This window comes from Nonomuraea antri, from assembly GCF_013283785.1.
In the GTDB taxonomy this organism is placed as follows: Bacteria; Actinomycetota; Actinomycetes; order Streptosporangiales; family Streptosporangiaceae; genus Nonomuraea; species Nonomuraea antri.
On record NZ_JABCPZ010000224.1, the window covers coordinates 1 to 17,583 of the forward strand.

At 72.2% G+C, this 17,583-nt stretch carries 16 protein-coding genes; 7 read left to right on the forward strand and 9 right to left on the reverse strand.

Annotated features, from left to right (window positions below; genetic code table 11):
• Positions 1 to 361 (reverse strand): amidohydrolase family protein (locus HII36_RS44315; protein WP_173529367.1); only part of this gene is annotated, 361 nt, incomplete at its 3' end.
• 112 nt (positions 362 to 473) lie between these two features.
• On the opposite strand from HII36_RS44315, the gene HII36_RS44320 reads away from it, so the two are divergent.
• The gene (locus HII36_RS44320; protein ID WP_173529368.1) at positions 474 to 1,349 is read left to right on the forward strand and encodes a LysR family transcriptional regulator; all 876 of its coding nucleotides are present in this window, start codon (positions 474 to 476) and stop codon (positions 1,347 to 1,349) included.
• Between the two features lie 45 nt (positions 1,350 to 1,394).
• Positions 1,395 to 2,612: an amidase gene (locus HII36_RS44325; protein WP_173529369.1), complete on the forward strand. Its 1,218-nt coding sequence runs from the start codon at positions 1,395 to 1,397 to the stop codon at positions 2,610 to 2,612.
• 21 nt (positions 2,613 to 2,633) lie between these two features.
• On the opposite strand, the gene HII36_RS44330 is transcribed toward HII36_RS44325, so the two are convergent.
• A complete protein-coding gene (locus HII36_RS44330) occupies positions 2,634 to 3,659 on the reverse strand; it encodes an Lrp/AsnC family transcriptional regulator (RefSeq protein WP_173529370.1) in 1,026 nt (341 codons plus the stop codon).
• A gap of 100 nt (positions 3,660 to 3,759) precedes the next feature.
• Between HII36_RS44330 and cuyB the strand changes: the two genes are divergently transcribed.
• Together cuyB and HII36_RS44340 are read left to right on the forward strand one after the other, a co-directional pair.
• Entirely contained in the window at positions 3,760 to 4,464 is a 705-nt protein-coding gene (cuyB, locus tag HII36_RS44335) for a cysteate racemase (protein ID WP_217370722.1), read from the forward strand.
• A 52-nt stretch (positions 4,465 to 4,516) separates the two neighbouring features.
• Positions 4,517 to 4,900 carry a VOC family protein gene (locus tag HII36_RS44340; protein ID WP_173529372.1) on the forward strand — a complete coding sequence of 128 codons (384 nt, stop codon included), beginning with the start codon at positions 4,517 to 4,519 and terminating at the stop codon, positions 4,898 to 4,900.
• A 140-nt stretch (positions 4,901 to 5,040) separates the two neighbouring features.
• Here the strand turns inward: HII36_RS44340 and HII36_RS44345 are convergent, their stop codons facing one another.
• On the reverse strand, positions 5,041 to 5,757 hold the full coding sequence (locus HII36_RS44345) for a DUF3105 domain-containing protein (protein WP_173529373.1): 717 nt from the start codon (positions 5,755 to 5,757) through the stop codon (positions 5,041 to 5,043).
• Between the two features lie 128 nt (positions 5,758 to 5,885).
• On the opposite strand from HII36_RS44345, the gene HII36_RS44350 reads away from it, so the two are divergent.
• Positions 5,886 to 6,530 (forward strand): DUF305 domain-containing protein, encoded by a 645-nt coding sequence (locus HII36_RS44350; RefSeq protein ID WP_236004580.1) that lies wholly within the window; start codon positions 5,886 to 5,888, stop codon positions 6,528 to 6,530.
• Positions 6,527 to 7,924, forward strand: coding sequence for a phytoene desaturase family protein (locus tag HII36_RS44355; RefSeq protein WP_173529375.1), 1,398 nt, complete (start codon positions 6,527 to 6,529; stop codon positions 7,922 to 7,924). The genes HII36_RS44350 and HII36_RS44355 overlap by 4 nt, the downstream gene beginning before the upstream one ends.
• On the opposite strand, the gene HII36_RS44360 is transcribed toward HII36_RS44355, so the two are convergent.
• The 6 genes from HII36_RS44360 to HII36_RS44385 all read right to left on the reverse strand — a co-directional run bounded on the left by HII36_RS44360 (position 7,921) and on the right by HII36_RS44385 (position 15,702).
• Positions 7,921 to 8,967: a threonine aldolase family protein gene (locus HII36_RS44360; protein WP_173529376.1), complete on the reverse strand. Its 1,047-nt coding sequence runs from the start codon at positions 8,965 to 8,967 to the stop codon at positions 7,921 to 7,923. The two genes, HII36_RS44355 and HII36_RS44360, sit on opposite strands and share 4 nt — an antisense overlap.
• Positions 8,964 to 9,608: an SDR family NAD(P)-dependent oxidoreductase gene (locus tag HII36_RS44365; protein ID WP_173529377.1), complete on the reverse strand. Its 645-nt coding sequence runs from the start codon at positions 9,606 to 9,608 to the stop codon at positions 8,964 to 8,966. Before HII36_RS44365 ends, HII36_RS44360 begins: the two co-directional genes overlap by 4 nt.
• Positions 9,605 to 11,668 (reverse strand): DUF6421 family protein, encoded by a 2,064-nt coding sequence (locus tag HII36_RS44370; RefSeq protein ID WP_173529378.1) that lies wholly within the window; start codon positions 11,666 to 11,668, stop codon positions 9,605 to 9,607. The genes HII36_RS44365 and HII36_RS44370 overlap by 4 nt, the downstream gene beginning before the upstream one ends.
• Positions 11,669 to 11,756: 88 nt before the next feature.
• Positions 11,757 to 12,413: a response regulator gene (locus HII36_RS44375; RefSeq protein WP_173529379.1), complete on the reverse strand. Its 657-nt coding sequence runs from the start codon at positions 12,411 to 12,413 to the stop codon at positions 11,757 to 11,759.
• Positions 12,414 to 12,481: 68 nt separating this feature from the next.
• Entirely contained in the window at positions 12,482 to 14,227 is a 1,746-nt protein-coding gene (locus HII36_RS44380) for a serine/threonine protein kinase (RefSeq protein ID WP_173529382.1), read from the reverse strand.
• A complete protein-coding gene (locus tag HII36_RS44385; protein ID WP_173529380.1) occupies positions 14,227 to 15,702 on the reverse strand; it encodes a zinc ribbon domain-containing protein in 1,476 nt (491 codons plus the stop codon). The genes HII36_RS44380 and HII36_RS44385 overlap by 1 nt, the downstream gene beginning before the upstream one ends.
• A 103-nt stretch (positions 15,703 to 15,805) precedes the next feature.
• Between HII36_RS44385 and HII36_RS44390 the strand changes: the two genes are divergently transcribed.
• Positions 15,806 to 17,583, forward strand: a 1,778-nt coding sequence (locus HII36_RS44390) for a hydantoinase/oxoprolinase family protein (protein ID WP_173529381.1), incomplete at its 3' end; no start/stop codon positions are given.

Below are 17,583 nucleotides of genomic sequence, written 5' to 3' on the forward strand. Positions count from 1 at the left end.
AGACAGGGTCCCAGGTGTTGCTGTTCCACCGGCCGCCGAACAGCCAGGCGCCCGGGCGCAGGCGGGCCGCGTGGGCGGCGACCCTGGTCAGCGCCTCGTCCAGGGAGCGGACGTCACGCAGGTCGACCGCGCCCAGGCTCTGTGCGTACTGGGCGGTGTGGATGTGGGCGTCGTACAGGCCGGGCAGCACCGCGGCGCCGTCCAGGTCGATCAGCTCGGCCGCCGGGCCGGCCGCCGCGCGCACCTCGCGCTCGCCGCCCACGGCCAGCAGCAGCTCGCCGTCCACGGCCATGGCCTGGGCGGACGGGTTCGCGCCGTCTCCCGTGTGGATGGTGGCGTTGCGGTACACGCGGATGCTCATGTGACTCTCAAGGGGTTGGGGTGACGGAGGTGGCATCACTTTAGAAGTAGCGAAAAGAAGTAGGAAGCGCTATAAACACGACATTTAGCAACCCTGAGAGCAAGGAACGCTAATGCTGAAGCCAGAACACCTGCGTACTCTGCGGGAGGTGGTGCAGCTCGGCTCGTTCGCCGCGGCGGCCAACCGGCTCGGCTACACCTCCTCGGCCGTCTCGCAGCAGATGGCCGCGCTGGAGCGGGCGACCGGCGTGAAGCTGTTCCACCGCTCGGCGCACAGCGTGCTGCCGACCGACGCGGCCGAGGTGCTGGCCAGGCACGCCGAGATCGTGCTCGGCGACCTGGAGCGCATGGTCGCCACCGTCCAGGCGGTGCACAGCAACAGCGAGCGACGGCTCCAGCTGGGCGTCTTCCCGAGCTTCTGCGACGTGCTGACCGGCGTGCTGCGCGACCTGGACCCGGCGGAACGGGCCGGGATCAAGGTCACCGTGGCCGAACCCTCGCAGCTCATCCCCCGGCTGGGCGCGGGCGGCGAGCTGGACGCGGCGATCGTCTACCAGGTGGGCAACTCCGGCCTGTCCTGGCCGCCGGCGCTGCACCGCAGCTGGGTCGCCGAGGACCACTACCACGTGGTGCTGCCCGGCCTCTGGCCCGACCTGGCGCCGCACCGGGTGGAGCAGCTGGTCGACCTGCCGTGGATCATGCATCACCCGGCCAGCAGCGACGCCTCGTTCTTCGACGGGCTGTTCGGCCGGTGGAGCCTGCACCCGCGGGTGGCCGGGTACTCCGACGACTTCAAGATCACCATGGCGTTGGTGGGTGCGGGGCTGGGGGCGGCGCTCGTCCCCGATCTGGCGTTGCGCGATCACGGCTCCGACGTGGTGATCGCCGACACGCCGTGGCTGAACACCAGCCGCAGCATCTTCACGCTGGTGCGACCCGACCGGGAGACGGCGCGGCTGCGGGAGTTGCTGGACGCGCTGGCGGTCTGACGGCTGATCTGCCAGCATGTGCCGTCCATGCACGACATTTCGTCCATGGGACGTTCGGCGGACCCGCAGGTGGCGGCGGATCCCGAGGTGGCGGCGGCGATCGCCGCGTCGGCCGCGGCCATCCGGCGGCACGCCGGGCACAACATCCTCATCGAGTCCGGCCCCGAGCCCGTCATCGACCGGCTCGCCGGCCGCCCGATCCCGCCGGGCGGGGCGCTGCGCGCCTGGACGTTCGTGGTCAAGGACATGATCGACGTGGCCGGGCTGCCCACCACCCGCGGCTCGTCCCTGTACGGCGGCGAGGAGGCGCTGACCACCGCGCCGTGCGTCGAGTCGCTGGAGCTGGCCGGGGCGCTGCTGGTCGGCAAGGCGAACCAGCACGAGTTCGCCTGGGGCGTCACCAGCGAGAACCCGCACTGGGGCGACGTGGGCAACCCGCGCCACGCGCACCTGGCGCCCGGCGGGTCGAGCGGCGGCACGGCCGCGGCGCTGGCGGCCGGGATCGCCAGGTTCGGGCTGGGCACGGACACCGGCGGCTCGGTGCGGATCCCGGCGGCCTGCTGCGGCGTGGTCGGCCTGCGGCCCAGGGTCGGCGTGCTGCCGGTGACCGGGGTGGCGCCGGTCGCGCCGATGTTCGACGTGGTGGGGCCGATGGCGACGTCGGTGGCCGACTGCGCGTGGGTGTGGCAGGTCCTGACCGGCACGCCGCCGCTCGAACCGGCCGGCCCGCGGCCGCTGGCCGGGCTGGTCGTCGGGGTCGCCGAAGGGTGCCCGCAGGCCGGGGAGTTCGCCGACCTGGGCGCCACGCTCCGCGAGATCGCGCTCCCTTACGACATCCTCACCCCGTACTGGACGATCGTGGGCGCCCAGGCCAGGCGCGGGCACGAGGCCACCTTCCCGAGGAACGCCGACGCCTACAGCCCCGGCGTCCGGCGCAAGCTGGCGGCCGCGGCCGGGATCGGGCACCAGGAGTACCGGCGGGCCGTCGGGGAGCTGGCCAGGATCCGGGCCGCGTTCGCGTCCGAGATGTCGGGGGTCGACCTGGTCGTCGCGCCGACGCTGGGCGGCCCCGCCCCGCGCGCCGGGTGCGACGAGGCGGCCGTGCGCGGCGAGGTCGGGCGCGTCACCGCCGTGGTGTCGGCGCTCGGGCTGCCCGCGCTGGCCGTCGGCGACCTGCAGGTGGTGGGCCGCACCGAGGCGGAGGTCCTGCGCGCGGGCCGGTGCCGCGAGGAGCACGGCGGCGACGTCCCGCCGCCCCGCTGAACCGCGCCCCCGCCAGTCGTGTCACGTGCCGAGCGACCACGGGTCCACCGGGACGACCCGGGTGGAGCGGCCGGACCTGTCGAGGATCCGGCCGTAGAGCTTGGACTGCCGCAGGACGAGTTGCCGGTCGTCGACCCGGACGTGCGGGAACCGCTCCTCCAGCCGCACCACCAGCGGATGCAGGTCGGAGACCGCGTGCAGGCCGACGGTGAGCAGCATGTTGCGGGCTCCGGCCAGCGCCGCGCAGGTCCGGGTCTCCGGCCAGTCGAGCAACGCTCGGCCGGTCTCCTCCAGCAGCCCGTCCGGCATGCGCAGCCACAGCAGCGCGGCGGCGTGCCAACCGGCCTGCGGGCGGGCCAGGTCGCAGCGGAAGTCGAGGTCACCGGTGGCGACCAGGCGTGACAGCCGGCGCTGCACGGTGCGTTCCGACGCGCCGACCGCGATCGCGAGCTCGCTGTAGGCGGCCCTGCCGTCCGCGAGCAGCGCCTTGAACAGCAGCTTGTCGACATCGTCCAGGTGCCTGGTGGACTCGGGCGGCGCCGGACGGCGGGCCAGCGCCCGCGCGGCGGCGGGCGGCAGCACCCGCAGCCGCCACCGGCACGAGGCCTCGAACACCCGCGTGGCCAGGTGGGTGCGCACCCTGGTCACGCCGGGCAGCCGCGGCAGGTCGGCGAGCAGGTAGTCGGCCAGCGCGGGCAGCGACGCCGCGACCGCGATGACGAACAGGTCGTGGTCGCCGGCGACATGCTGGACGGTGATGAGATGCCCGGCCGCGGCGAGGGCGCCGGCCACCTCGACCGCCGCGCCGGGAGCGCAGTCGATCTCCAGGAACGCCATGCTCATCGCGTGCATCTGGCGCGGCCCGAGCGCGACGGTGGTCCACGCCTCGCCCGCGGCGTGCAGCCGCTGCCAGCGCCTGGCCGCCGTGACGGGGTCGCCGCCGATCGCCGCCGCCACCTCCACCCAGGTGGCGCGCGGGTTGATCTGCAGGGCGTCGATGAGTTCCAGCTCGGGCTCGGCCAGCAACGCGACGCCGGAATCCTGCATGACTTCCTGCTTCCATGACGGTTTGCTGCGTACGGGCGGAGAGTTCACCGTATACCTCGATCCTGGTGCCGCACCTACGCAGGGAGAGGACCTTTCACTCGTGGCCACGACCCGCCTGGTCGGCGTCCTGGGCGGCATGGGCCCGGCGGCGACCGTCGACTTCTACGGCAAGCTGGTCCAGGAGACCGCGGCCACCTGCGACCAGGCCCATGTGCCCGTGGTCATCTGGGGCGATCCCCGGGTGCCCGACCGTTCGCAGAGCCTGCTCGGCGCCGGCGAGGATCCCACGCCCCAGCTGCGGCGCGGCATCGCGGCGCTGAAGCAGGCCGGGTGCGAGGTGCTGGCCGTGCCGTGCAACACCGCGCACGCGTTCGTGCCGCGCCTGGCCGCGGAGGCCGGGCTGGAGCTGGTGAGCATCGTCGAGGTCACCGCCGACGCGCTGGCCGCCGCCGGGGTGCGCGTGGCCGGTCTGCTGGCCACCACCGGCACGCTGCGCGCCGACCTGTACGGGCGGGCGCTGCGCCGGCGCGGCGTGACCCCGATCGAGCCCGACGCGGCCGGGCAGCGGCAGGTCATGGCCGCCATCGCCGCCGTCAAGAGCGGCGGCACGCCCCAGGCCACCGGCCCCGGCTTGGCCCTCGCTGAAGTGGCCGCGTCGCTGGCCGCGCGGGGCGCCGAGCGGGTGGTCACCGCGTGCACCGAGCTCGTCCTGGCCCTGGACGCCGCCCGGGTCCCCGTCCCGGTCGTCGACCCGGCCCGCCTGCTGGCCGGCCGCGTCGTGGCGGCCGCGTTCGGCACCCCGTAGCGGAACCCGGCGGTCCGATCTCCGGGCGCGGCGGGCGTGCGAAGATCAACACATGGTGTCCATCCTGCAGAACGTCGCCGTCGACGCCGCGAACCCCTACGAGCTGGCCCTGTTCTGGAGCGCCGTCACCGGCCGCCCGCTGCACCCCGAGTCGCGGCCGGGCGACGAGGAGACCCAGGTCATGCTGCCCGAGGGCCCGATCCTGCACTTCAACCGGGTGCCCGAGGCCAAGACGGCGAAGAACCGGCTGCACCTGTGCCTGCGCCCGACGACCAGCAGGGACGAGGAGGTGGCGCGGCTGCTGTCGCTCGGCGCGACGCTCGTCACCGATCGCAGGAACCCCGACGGCACGGGCTGGGCGGTGCTGGCCGACCCCGAGGGCAACGAGTTCTGCGTGCTGCGCAGCGATTCCGACCGGGCCGCGACCCCGCACTGACGGCGCGGCGAGTTCCGGCAGGGCCCCGAGATGACGAATACCGGCAGGGCCCCGACCTGACGAATTCCGCAGGGCCCCGACATGACACTGACGGCCCCCCGAGATGAGGGGCCGTCAGTCACGTGGTGAACCGTCCAGGATTACTGCTGCTGGCTCGGGCTCTGGCTCGGCATCGGAGAGGTGGTCTCCGTGGGCTGCTGCTGGCCGGTCGGCTCCGGCGGCAGCGGGGCCTGGTCGGCCGTGGTGCTGATCGCGTCGGGGCCGCCGCAGATCGCGCCGAGCTCCGGAGTGTCACGGCCGTTCTGGTACTTCTTGATGAACGCCGGCAGCTTCGGGTCGTCGGGGTTGTCGAGCTTCAGCTGGTGACCCCAGGTCGAGGCCACGATCGGCGCGGGCAGGTTCGGGAACGGGCTGACCAGCATGTAGTCCTGCTGCCCCGTCTCCTGGGCGACCTTCTTCAGCGCCGCCACCTGCGCGGCGGGCAGGTCGGGGCGGTAGGTGATCCAGACCGCGCCGTGCTCCAGCGAGTGCACGGCGTGCTCGTTGTGGATCGGCTTGTCGTAGATCGCGCACTGCTGCCAGTAGTTGTTGTGCTCGCCACCGACGGGCGGATTCTCCTTGTACGTGACCTTGTTCCAGACGTGCTGGCCGGCCTCGTACTTGACGCTGGACACCGCGTCGAGCGACGTTTCACGATTCTGCTTGACGAGATAGAAGCCGACCAAGCCGACGAGGAGCACGATGACGACACCGCCCGCTCCCCACATGAGCAGCGCGGAGCGGCGTTCCTTGCGCTTCTGCTCGGCTCGCATCCGCTGCAGATGCTCGCGACGCGCCTGCGCCTTCTCCTTGGTCATCTTCCCTCCATCGGCGTACCAACTCCGGGTCACCCTATGCCCTGTCGGCGTATGCAGAGAATAAGGCGCGGATAAGCGTCAGATCACAGCCTGTCCGCAGAGGTGGGTACGCTGGATGAGCCATGGAAATGCCCGCGAGAAAACCGCTCCTCATCGTCTTCGCCGTGCTGGTCGTCGCCGCCGCGGCGTTCTTGTTGTTCGGCCGTGACGGCGCGCCGAGAGACACCTCCCCGGAGGCCGGGTTCGCCAGAGACATGGCCACGCACCACGCGCAGGCCGTCGACATGTCGTTCACGATCAGGGACAAGAGCCAGTCCAGGGAGATCAGGAACCTGGCCTACGACATCATCACCACCCAGTCGAACCAGCGCGGCATGTTCCAGGGCTGGCTGCAGCAGTGGGGGCTGGCCCAGGCCACCGACCAGCGGCCGATGGCCTGGATGAGCGGCCACGGCCACGGCGCGGCGGCGACGCCGACCGCGAGCCCGGCGGGCGAGGGCCAGGGGGCGATGCCCGGCATGGCCTCGCCGCAGGAGCTGACCAAGCTCAAGGAGCTGCAGGGCGCCGAGGCCGAGGTGTTGTTCCTGCAGCTGATGATCCGCCACCACGAGGGCGGCGTGGAGATGGCCGAGGGCCTGCTCAAGCTGTCCAAGCGCGACGAGGTGGCCGGCATGGCCGCGAAGATCGTCGAGGGCCAGAGCGGGGAGATCAAGCTGATGGCCGAGCTGCTCAGGCTGCGTGGCGCGCAGCCGTTGCCGTCGATTCTCAAATGAGACCCGACGCCGTCGTCGTCGGCTCGGGCCCGAACGGGCTCGTCGCGGCCGTCACGCTGGCCCGGGCGGGCCGCAAGGTGCTGCTGCTGGAGCAGGGCGAGCGGTTCGGCGGCGGGCTGCGCTCGGGTGAGCTCACGCTGCCGGGCCTGGTGCACGACTTCGGCGCGACCGTGATGGCGATGGCGCTGGCCTCCCCGGCGTTCCGTGCGCTCGATCTGAAGGAGGTCGAGTTCGTCCATCCGGAGATCCCGGCCGCCCATCCGCTCGACGACCGGCCGGCCGTGCTGGTGCACCGCGACGCGGGGCGTACCGCCGAGGGGCTGGGCCGCGACGGGCCGGCCTGGCAGGCCACGGTGGGCGCGACGGCGCGTGGCGGGTTCCCGCTGATGGATCTGCTGCTCAAGCCGCTGGGCCCGTGGGACGCGCCGCCGCGCGCGTTCGCCGGGGCGGCGCGGTTCGGGCTGGCCGGCGCGCTGCCGGCCACCACGTTCGCCAGGCGGGCGTTCCGTACCACCGAGGGCCGCGCGGTGCTGGCGGGCATGGCCGCGCACTCGGTGCTCGACCTGCGCGCGCCCATCACGGCGGCCTACGGCCTGCTGCTGGCCTCGCTGACCCATCTGGTGGGCTGGCCGCTGGTGCGGGGCGGGTCGCAGGTGCTCGCCGACGCCCTGGTGGCCAGGCTCAGGGCGCTCGGCGGCGAGGCGGTGACCGGCCACCGGGTGCGCCACCTGCGCGAGCTCGACGCCGAGACGATCGTGCTCGACGTCGGCCCGAGGCAGTTCGCGGCCATGGCCGATCTGCCCCCGGGCTACCGCCGCCGGCTGGAGCGCTACCGCTACGGCCCCGGCGTGTTCAAGCTGGACTGGGCGCTCGACGGCCCGGTCCCCTGGCGCGATCCCGAGGTGGCCAGGGCGGGCACCGTGCACCTGGGCGGCACGCTGGAGGAGATCGCGCTGAGCGAGGCCGAGATGGCCGCCGGGCGGCATTCGCCCCGCCCGTACGTGCTGCTCGTCCAGCCGTACGCGGCCGATCCGACCAGGGGCGGGCACACGCTGTGGGCCTACTGCCACGTGCCCAACGGCTCGACCAGGGACATGACGGACGTCATGGAGTCCCAGATCGAGCGTTACGCCCCGGGTTTCCGCGACCGGATCCTGGCCAGGCACGTGATGCGGCCCGCCGACCTGGAGTCCTGGAACCCGAACCTGGTCGGCGGCGACATCGGCGGCGGGCTGGCCAGCCTGGGCCAGTTCGTCAGGCGGCCGGTCTGGTCACCGGCCCCCTGGCGCACCCCGCTGCCCGGGGTGTTCCTCTGCTCGGCCTCCACCCCGCCGGGCCCCGGGGCGCACGGGATGGGCGGCTGGCAGGCCGCCCGCCTCGCGCTCGGAAACTAGGCCATCTCCTCCGCGACCGCGGCGGCGAAGGCGTCGACGTCGGCCTCGGTGGTGTCGAACGCGCACATCCAGCGCACCTCGCCGGTCGCCTCGTTCCAGGTGTAGAACCTGAAGCGCTTCTGCAGCCGCTCGGTGACGTCCTTGGGCAGGATCGCGAACACCGCGTTCGCCTCGACCTCGCGCGGCACCACCACGCCGGGGATGTCGCGCACGGCCGCGGCCAGCCGCCGCCCCATCGCGTTGGCCTGCCGCGCGTTGCGCAGCCACAGGTCGCCCGACAGCAGCGCCTCGAACTGCGCGGACACGAACCGCATCTTGGACGAGAGCTGCATGAACGTCTTGCGGATGTACTCGACCCCGGTCGCGGCGTCGGGGTTGAGCACCACGACCGCCTCGCCGTACAGCAGCCCGATCTTGGTGCCGCCGAAGGAGAGCACGTCCACGCCGGCGTCGGTGGTGAGCGCCCGCAGGGGCACGTCCAGCGCCGCGGCGGCGTTGGTCAGCCGGGAGCCGTCGAGGTGCACGAGCAGGCCGCGCTCGTGCGCGTGCGCGCAGATCGCGGCGATCTCCTCGGGCGTGTACAGCGTGCCCAGCTCGGTGGTGTTCGAGATGGAGACCACCTTGGGCTGGGCGCGGTGCACGTCGCCGAAGCCCCACGCCTGCCGGTCGATCAGCTCGGGGGTGAGCTTGCCGTCGGGCGTGGGCACGGTCAGCAGCTTGATGCCGCCGGCCACCTCGGGGGCGCCGCCCTCGTCGGTGTTGATGTGGGCGCTCTCCGCGCAGATCACCGCCTCCCAGTGGGCCGTCATGGCCCGCAGGGAGACGACGTTCGCGGCCGTGCCGTTGAAGACCGGCCAGACCTGCGCCCGCTCGCCGAAGTGCCGCTGGAAGACGCTGCGCAGGGCCTCGGTGTACACGTCGTCGCCGTAGGCGATCTGGTGCCCGCCGTTGGCGGCCGCGATCGCCTCCAGGATCTCCGGGTGCACGCCGGCGTAGTTGTCGCTGGCGAACGTCTTGAGCTGGGGGTCGTGCCGGGGGATCACGTAGTGAGGTCCAATCTGGTGCCGTTGATCTCGTCGGCGGGACGGTCGTAGAGCCCGCCGATCGCCGCCGCCAGGTCGCGTACGTCGGTGAAGCCGGGGAACTTCCCTTCCGGCTTCTCGGCCCGCATGGCGTCGTTGACCAGGGCCTTGACCACCAGGACGGTGGCCGCGGCCGGCGTGCCCCTGAGCGCGTCGGCCAGCGAGAGCGTCCACGCCTCCGCGGCGGCCTTGGCCGCGGAGTAGGCCGCGCCGCCCGCGCCCGGCCGCTCGGCGGCCTTGGCGGAGACGATCACGAAGCGGCCGTTCCCGCTCTTGCGCAGCAGCGGCTCGAACGCCAGCGACACGTGCTGGAGGGTGCGGATCAGCAGGTCGTGCAGCAGATCCCAGTCTTCGAGCCGGGTCTCGGCGAACGTCTTGGACCCGCGCCAGCCGCCGACCAGGTGCACCACGCCGTCGACGCGGCCGTGCACGCGGTCGACGCGCTCGGCCAGCTCCTGGACGGCCGCCCGGTCGAGCAGGTCGACGCCGCCCAGGTCACCGCCGTCCTTGTCGACGCTGATCACGGTGTGCCCGTTCTTGCGGAAATAGTCGGAGACGGCCTGACCCGTCGGCCCCGCCCCACCCGTCACCAGAATGATCATGCCCGGATTCCCTTAGTCGATTCGACCACGTCCGTCAGCTTACGGCGCAGCGCCTCGTAGAACATGCTGAGCGGGAACTCGTCCGCCATGACCGCGTCGACCTTGGCCTTCTGCTCCTCGGGCAGAGCCTCGACGCCCTTGGCCCAGGTCGAGCCGGGATTCGGCGCGACGTACCCGCTGACCAGCTCGTAGGCGGCCAGCCAGTGCGCCACCTTGGACCTGTCGATGCTGTCGCGGTAGAGCTTCTCGACCTCGCCGCGCAGGTCGGCGACGCCGTCGGCGACCCGCTCCCAGTCGACGCCGAGCCGGTTGTCGGTCCAGCGGATGATGTCGTTCCTGTGCAGGTACGCGAACAGCAGCTGCCCGCCGAGCCCGTCGTAGTTGCGCACCCGGTCACCGGTGATCGGGAACCTGAACAGCCGGTCGAACAGGATGGCGTGCTGCACGAACCGGGCGTGCGGCACCCCGCGCCGCTCCAGCTCCACGGCCTCGCCGAACGCGGTCAGGTCGCAGCGCAGCTCCTCCAGCGAGTACAGCCAGTACGGCATCCGCTGCTTGATCATGAACGGGTCGAACGGCAGGTCGCCGTGGCTGTGCGTGCGGTCGTGGATGAGGTCCCACATCACGAACGTGTCCTGGGCGAGCTGCTGCGAGGCCAGCAGCCGGTCGGCGTCCGGCGGCAGGTCGAGCTTGAGCGTGTCGACGGCCGCCCTGGAGACCCGCCTGAACCTGGCCGCCTCCCGGTCGGCGAAGATGCCGCCCCAGGTGAAGCGCTCGGGCGCCTGGCGGACCGCGACGGTCTCGGGGAACAGCACGGCCGAGTGGGTGTCGTAGCCGGAGGTGAAGTCCTCGAACGCGATCGGCACGAACATCGGGTTGTCGTAGCCACCGGCCTCCAGGTCGGCCAGCCACTGGGGCCAGATCGTGCGCAGCCAGACGGCTTCGAGGTTGCGGTTCGGGTTGCCGTTCTGGGTGTACATCGGGAACACCACGACGTGCTCCAGGCCGTCGACGCGCTGGGTGTCGGGGTGGAAGTGGTTCAGCGAGTCGAGGAAGTCGGGCACGCCCAGGTCCTGCTCGGCCCACCGGGTCAGGTCGTCGCGCACGGCCTGGAGGTAGTGGGCGTCATGGGGGAAATACGGCGAGATTTCGCCCACGAGGGCGGCGATTCCGGCCACCAGCTCCTTGGCCCGGTCCTTGTCCTCGGGCACCGAGCCGTCCTTGACCTGGAGCGGCCGCAGCTCCTCGACGGCCGACCTGAGCCGGGCGAACAGCGCCGCCTTCGCCTCGTCGCGCACCTGCGCGGCGCCGTCGGCGTCGGGGACGCGGGCGGCCCAGGTGACCACGTTGCCCCACAGGCCGCGGTGGTCGTAGTCCTCGATCGAGTCGTCGCCGAACAGGTCGGAGTCGGCGAACGCGACGACCCGGCCCTTGCCGTGCCGCAGTGCCACGGCCAGCGCGGCCTTGGCGGGCGCGGCGGTGGCCGACGACGCGAACAGCACGGTCGCCTCCCGGCCCGCGCTCAGCACGCCCGAGCGGTAGAAGCAGGCGGTCTTGACGCCGGCCAGCAGCCCGTCACCGGTGGCCCGCTCGCCCAGCACCCAGGTCGCCACGTCCCGGTGGGCCTGCCTGGGGTCGCGCACCGTGGTGTGCTCGACCCGCACCCCGAACCTGGCCAGCAGCTCGTTCAGGTTGTTGCCGTACTTGTCCTGCTCCTCCTCGGCGAGCACGACCAGGCCGCCGCCGTCACGCACGAACGCCTCGACGGCGTCCAGCTCGGCGCCGGTGAAGACCGGGCTGCCCAGCCCGGTGGTGCGCTCCCAGCGCTCCCCGGACGGGTGCGCGATCACCAGGACGTCCTGGCCGGCCAGCACCCCGGCGTCGAGCGCGCCGGCGGTGTGGGCCCGCACCTCGTGCCCCAGGTGCCGCAGCAGCTCGGCCGCGCGGGCGTAACTGTTGTCGTCGGGATGCGCGGGGTTGATGGCCTCGGCCACCTCACGCCTGATGGTCCACGACTCGCTGTGCGCCTCGTCGAAAAGCACCCGGGGGAACGATCGCATGAAATATCTCCTGTCGCTACCGCCTTATGACGAAAAATATACACACAGACACGGCATGCATCACCAAACCCTCTCGCATGCCGAGACGTCAGGCGGCTCCGGGGCGTACCACGCCCGATTCGTAGGCGAACACGACGGCCTGCGCCCGGTCGCGCAGGCAGAGCTTCATCAGCACCCGGGCCACGTGCGTCTTGACCGTCGCCTCCCCCACGTACAGCTCGCGAGCGATCTCCGCGTTCGTCAGGCCGCGCGCCAGCAGCCGCAGCACCTCCAGCTCGCGCGGCGTCAGCTCGCCCAGCATGGGGGACGGCTTGGGGTCGCTGCGGCCGGCGAACGTGGCGATCACCCGGCTGGTCACCGCCGGGTCGAGCAGCGCGTCACCGGCGTACACGACCCTGATGGCGTCGAGCAGCTGCTCCGGCGGCGACACCTTGAGCAGGAACCCGCTGGTGCCGGCGCGCAGCGCCGCGTACAGGTTCTCGTCGGTGTCGAATGTGGTCAGCGTGATGATCTTCGGCGGTGCCGGGGTGTCGAGCAGTTCCTTGGCCGCCGCCAGGCCGTCGAGACGGGGCATCGAGATGTCCATGAGGACGATGTCCGGCCGCGTGCGCCTGGCCACCGCGATGGCCTCGCGCCCGTCGGCGGCCTCGCCGACGACTTCCATGCCGGGTTCGCTCTCGACGACCATGCGCAGCCCGGCCCTGACCATCGCCTGGTCGTCGGCGATGACGATTCGTATGCCCACAGCGGGAGGTTAGACGCCGATCGCGGCCTTGAATACCCAGGCCAAGCCGCATTCAAGTGAGTTACAAGTCACGACAGGCGCACGCTGTCCCTGATGCGGTCGTGGGCGGGGCCGTCGCAGGTGGTCTGGGCGCAGAAATACATGAGCAGGACCCGTTTCGGCTGGCGGTCGATGACATAGCCGACGAACCCGAGCCTGGTGCCGGACTCGGGGTCGACCAGCGATCCGTCGTAGCGGGTGGCCGGGCTGGTGCCCGCCTTGTCCTGGGCGGGCTTGCTGAGGGTGACCTCGCCCGGCAGGAACACGTCCATCTTCGCCTTCATCGACTCCGACGGGGCGTTGACGTCGATCGCCTCCGACACCTGGACGTACAGGCCGGAAACGCTCTCCCGGTCGTCGGCGATGAGCGCGGCGATCGGCGCCCAGTCCGCGTCCGGGCCGGCCACGAACAGCGACTCGAACTCCTCGGCGTGCGGCGAGGCCAGCGCGAACAGGTCCTGGTGGGTGCGTGCCGTCCAGTCGCCCGGGTACTCGAACGTGAGCGGCGCGGCCGAGCTGGCCTGGTAGCGGATCCAGGTGTCGCCCCGGTGGTTCAGGATGATCATCGCGACCAGCGCCAGCGCGGCCACGGCGGCCACCAGCGTGGCGGCCACGATTGGCAGCCGCCCGGGGCGTCCTCTGACCGCCTGGGCCTGCGCACCGGTCCCGGCGAGGGCGTGCTCGCCGCCGCCCGGGGGCAGGTGCGGGGTCCCGTACGGCAGCGAGTGCGGCCCGGACGACGGACCCGAGGGCACGCCCGGGGACGGGCCCGAAGGCGGCCCCGAGGACGCGTCCGCGTTCGGCCCCGCACCGGATCCTGCGTTCGGCCCCGCGCCAGGCCCTGTGTTAGGCCCCGCGTTCGGCCCTGCGTTCGGCCACGAGGGCGGGCCGGAGTAGGCGCCGCCAGGGAAGCCGCCCGGGTAGGCGCCCGGATGCAGCCCGCCCATCGCGTCGCGCAGCGCGCCGGCGAACTCGCCGCACGACGCGTAGCGCTGCTCGGGCGACTTGGCCAGCGCCCGGCCCATGACATGGTCGACCGCCGGCGGCAGTTCGGGCCGCATCTGCGACAGCGGGACCGGCTGCTCGGCCAGGTGCGCCCAGAGCAGCGCGATGTCGTTCTCGCGCTGGAACGGCAGCCGCCCGGACAGCGCCTCGTAGACCACGCAGGCCAGCGCGTACTGGTCGCACCGGCCGTCGATGTGCTCCTTGTTGATCTGCTCGGGCGACATGTAGCGCGGGGTGCCGATGAACTGGTCGGTCTGGGTCAGCCCGGAGATGGACGAGCGGTGCTTGGTGATGCCGAAGTCGGTCAGGTAGACGTGGTCGCCGGCGAGCAGGATGTTGGCCGGTTTCACGTCGCGGTGGATCAGGTCGTGGGCGTGCGCGGCGTCGAGCGCGGCGGCCGTCTGGGCGAAGATCTGGCTAGCCAGGGCGAGCGGCAGCGGGCCCCGGTCGTAGATGAGGCGGCGCAGGTCGAGCCCGTCCACGTACCGCATGGCGATGTAGAGCACGCCGTCGGCGTCGGCGTTGGCCTCGTAGATGGGGATGATGTTGGGGTGCTCGATGCTGGCGACGGTCCTGGACTCCAGGATGAAGCGCTGCCTGAACCGGTCGTCCACGCTGAGCACCGGATTGAGGATCTTGAGTGCCACCCGTCGGCTGAGCCGGGGATCGAGCGCCAGGTAGACGACGGCCATGCCGCCCTTGCCGACGATGTCCTCGATGTAGTATCCGGCGACTTCCTGGCCGATGAGGGATCTGTCGTTCAATTGCATCACGTCTCGCTGGGGTGACCACAGTAACCGCAGAACCGATGCGCGGGGCCGAGCCGCATTCCACACGACGTGCAGTACTTCACGGACTGCTCCTGAGCCGTCATCACCTGTTGCTGCTGCGGGATCGCGTGGAAGGTCTGCGAGCGCCGCACCATGACGGTCTGGTTGATCCCGTCGTCGAACGGCTGACTCGCCTCCATCGGCCGCGGCGGCGCTGTCAATTCCTCATGAGTACGGCGACGCCACAAAAAATACGCTCCGGTGCCCGCGGCGATGAACAGGACGCCGGCCGCCACCAGGAACGGCCACAGCGGCGTCGAGCCCGCCGGGGTGGGGAGCGGCTTCTGGGTGCCCTTGTCCTCGGGGCCGCCGCGCTTGTCGAGCGAGGTCTTCAGCAGCGCGGCGGCCACCACGTTGCCGGGATACAGCTCCAGCACGCGCTGGAAGCCCGGCGCGGCCTCGGTGTAGTACTGGGAGTGGTAGCGGGACAGCGCCGCTTCGAAGGCCGCGTCGATCGTGCCCCTGCGGGCGTTCACCCCGGCCTTGGCCAGCACGGAGGTGATCTCCCTGACGCCGATCATCCTGGCCGTCTTGCCACCGCCCACCAGCATGCCGATGACGTGGCCGTTCTTGTCGCCGATCACCGGCGCGCCGGCCAGCCCGCGGTCGGCCAGCCCGCCCAGCTTGACCGGCTCGTCGACCTTCTTGTCGGGGTCGGTGAACGGCCGGCCCGCCTCGCCGGCGACGCCGCCCTTGCCCAGGTGGGCGATCTCGACCGTGTGCGGCGCCTTCGGCCCGGGCCGGCCGAGGAAGCCCGCGATGTTGGTGGGCGCGCCGGCCTGGTCGGGCACCTTGTCGGACAGCGGCGCGGTCGGCATGCCGACGGTGCCCGCGGCCGGGGTCAGCGGGACGAGCACGGCCGGGCTGTCCGGCTTGTCGCCGGTCTTGGCCACCTTGGCCTGGTAGCCCTCGGTGCTGGCCGGCGACACGTTCGGGAAGATCGTGACCTTGGTGGTGACCTTGGTGATGCAGGTGGCGGTGCTGGTCTTGGGCGGGTAGCACTGCTTCAGGTGGCGGTCGAGCACGTCGTCGGACAGCTCGTGCCGCTGGTCGTCGAGCGGGATCTTCACCTTGTGATGCTCGGCGAAGACGCGGTTGGCCGCGTAGATCGCCATGTCCTGTTCGCTCTCGACCAGGCGTTTGAGCGTGACGACGGTGCCGTCGGGGCTGACGACCGTGCCGGTGCCCGAGCCGATGGGCACGTCGTAGGACCGTTCCACGTGCTTCAGCTCACCGATGTGATCGAGCAGTGTGATCTCCACGTGCGACACGGCCTCCACCCTGACCACGGCCGGGGTGACCAGGTCGGTGATGCCGCTGGGATGCTCGTGCGCGGCCGCCGGCCGGGTGGCGGGCAGGGTGAGCAGGACGAGTGCCGCCACGACACCGCCGGCCAGAGCTGTCAGGCGCGCCATCTCCGCTCCAAACGCAAGGACTAGGACCAGCGTCCCAATCACCTGCCGTAAGTCAATAGATCCCCACATAGACAAGCGCTTGCTTGTGATCTACCGTACCCGAATGGGTTACGCGATCGGCGTCGACGTCGGCGGCACTTTCACCGACGTGGTCCTGCGCGCCCCCACCGGCACCCTGTCGGTGGTCAAGTGTCTGAGCACCCACGACGACCCCATCGCCGGGATCGTGTCCGGCGTTACGCGCGTGCTCGCGGGCGTCGCGCCCGCGCAGGTCACGCGCGTGGTCCACGCCACCACCCTGGCCACCAACGCGGTGCTGGAACGCACCGGCGCGCGGGTGGCGTTCGTCGCCACGCGCGGCTTCCGCGCCACCGTCCCGCTCGGCCGTTACGCCAGGGTCGAGGAGGACCGCTACGACCTGCGCTTCACGCCGCCGCCCCCGCCGGTGGACCCCGCCGACTGTTTCGAGGTGAGCGAGCGCATGTCGGCGCGCGGCGAGGTCCTGCTGCCCCTGGACGACGACTCGGTGCGTACGGCGGCCGCCGAGATCGCCGCCCGCGGCATCACCTCGGCGGCCGTCTGCCTGCTGCACGCCTACGCCAATCCCGCGCACGAACGCCGGGTGGCCGAGATCCTGCGCGAGTCCGTGCCGGCCGTGGTCGCCTCGTCGGAGATCTGGCCGGAGATCCGCGAGTACGAACGGGCCACCACCACCGTCATGTCCGCCTACATCGGCCCGCTGATGGCCTCGTACCTGTCACGGCTGCGCGAGCGGCTGGCGGAGATCGGGGTCAGCGCGCCCGTCCACGTCATGGAGTCCAGCGGCGGCGTGATCTCCGCGGAGCTGGCCGCCGAGCGGGCGGTGGCCACGATCGAGTCGGGACCCGCCGCCGGGGCGCTGGCGGCGGCCGGCACCGGCCGCCCGGACGTCGTCTCCTTCGACATGGGCGGCACCACCGCCAAGGCCTGCCTGGTCAGGAACGGCCGGCCGGACATCACGCACGAGTTCCACGTCGGCGGCAAGGGCAGCTTCGGCGGCCGCCGCGCGGGAACCGGCGTGCCGATCAAGACCCCGGCCATCGACCTGGCGGAGGTGGGCGCGGGCGGCGGCAGCGTCGCCTGGCTGGACGCGGCCGGGTCGCTGCACGTCGGCCCGCGCTCGGCGGGCTCCTCCCCCGGCCCCGCCTGCTACGGGCTGGGCGGCGGCGATCCCACGGTGACGGACGCGAACCTGGTGCTCGGGTACCTCGCGTCCGCGTCCATCCCGCTGTCGCCGGCGTTGGCGGCCAAGGCGCTGGACCGGCTGGCCGGGCCGCTGGGCGTCTCGCGGGCGGAGGCGGCGTACGCGGTGCACGAGATCGTCAGCGCCTCGATGGCCGCGGCGGTGCACGTGGTGACCGTGCAGCGGGGCATCGACCCGCGCGGGTTCGCGCTGGTCGCGCTGGGCGGCGCGGGGCCGATGCACGCGGCGGGGCTGGCCGCGCGCTTCGGCATCGCCACCGTGGTGGTGCCGCGCCACTGCGGCGTGGGCTCGGCCGCCGGGCTGCTGTCGGGCGCGCTGTCCACCAACCGGGTGCTGACGCGGCTGAACGCCGGCGACCCCGAGCCGATCTTCGCCGAGCTGACCGCCGCCGCGGCCGCCGACCTCGGCGTGTCACCCGCGGACCCGGCCGTGCGCGTCTCGCGCTCGGTGGACGCCCGCTTCACCGGCCAGTCCCACGACCTCACGATCGGCTGGACGCCCGCCAGGCCCGAGCTGGAGCGCCGGTTCTTCGCCAGGTACGAGCAGGTGTACGGCATCGCCCAGCGCGGGGAGATCGAGCTGGTCAGCTACCGGGTCCGCGTGACACTCGCCCCCGGCTCGCCCCCGCCCGCCGAGAC